This is a genomic window from Kitasatospora sp. NPDC091257, assembly GCF_044757675.1.
GTDB lineage: Bacteria > Actinomycetota > Actinomycetes > Streptomycetales > Streptomycetaceae > Kitasatospora > Kitasatospora lactacystinica.
Genome location: NZ_JBIVVI010001888.1, coordinates 1 through 1058, shown reverse-complemented (window position 1 = coordinate 1058; position 1058 = coordinate 1). Strand labels below are relative to the sequence as shown.

The window sequence follows — 1058 nt, the reverse complement described above, 5'->3', positions numbered from 1 at the left end:
CCGTACGGGTGCCTCCCCACGGGGGCGCCCGCTGGCTAGACTGACCGGCCGGTCGGCAGGGAGGCTCGGAGATGGCGACGGAACACGGATCCGCGGCGCGCCCCGCGGTCGCACTGACCGGGGCGACCGGCTTCATCGGCTCCGGCGTGCTGGCGGCCCTCGCGGCGCGCGGCGTCCCGGTGCGGGCACTGGCCCGCACACCGCCCCAGGACGCCGCTGCCGGCACCGCCTGGGTACCGGGCGACCTCGCCGACCCGGCCGCGCTCACGGAGCTCTGCACGGGCGCCGGGGCCCTGGTGCACCTCGCCTCCCGGGTCGACGGCGGCGCCGAGGAGTGCGAGGCGGTGAACGACCGGGGCACCGCCGCCCTGATGGCGGCCGCCACCCGCGCCGGGGTGCGGCGGATCGTCCACCTCTCCACGGCGGCGGTCTACGGCGAGGGCCCGCACGCGGACGTCGAGGTGGACGAGGTGCCGCCCGCCCCGGTGTCCGAGGCCAGCCGCACCCGGCTGCTCGGCGAGGGCCACGCGCTGGCGGCCGGCGGGTACGTGCTGCGCCCCGGGCTGGTGACCGGCACCGGCGACCGCTGGGTGGTGCCCGCGCTGGCCGAGCTGGTCCGCCGGGTGCCGGTCCGCTGGGAGGGCGGCAGCGCCCGGCTCTCCCTGGTGGACCGCACCGACCTGGCCCGGCTGATCACCGCGCTCGCCCTGGACGAGCACGCCGCCCCGCCGGGCGTCCACCACGCCTCGCACCCCGGGCCGGTCCGTGGCGGCGACCTGCTCGCCGCCCTGGCCGCCCTCGGCCTGCTGCCCGCCCCGGACGGCCCGGCCGTCCCGTGGGAGGAGTGCCGCCGACTGCTGGCCGCCGCCCCCGGCCGGGTCTCCGAGCGGCAGTTCGGCCTGATCGCCCGCGACCACTGGTACCGCAGCGAACGGATCTGGCGGCTCGCCGCCTGCCCGCCCGGCCCCGGCCCGCTGGCCCGCCTCCCGGAGGCCGCCGCCTGGTACCGCGAGGCGCTCGGCCTGAGCGGGTCCTGACCGGCCGTCGGCCCGACCCCC

1 protein-coding gene is annotated in these 1058 nt (G+C 80.4%); it reads left to right on the top strand.

All coding sequences use genetic code 11. The features are described 5' to 3' along the window. Window positions 1-71 precede the first annotated feature (71 nt). Complete coding sequence (locus ACIQOV_RS42690; RefSeq protein ID WP_401056681.1) at window positions 72-1037, top strand: NAD-dependent epimerase/dehydratase family protein; 966 nt, start codon at window positions 72-74, stop codon at window positions 1035-1037. Window positions 1038-1058 lie beyond the last annotated feature (21 nt).

What these genes read in the sequence shown, in the direction of transcription:
- ACIQOV_RS42690 (WP_401056681.1), top strand. Translation starts at nt 72, where the DNA reads ATGGCGACGGAACACGGATCCGCGGCGCGCCCCGCGGTCGCACTGACC.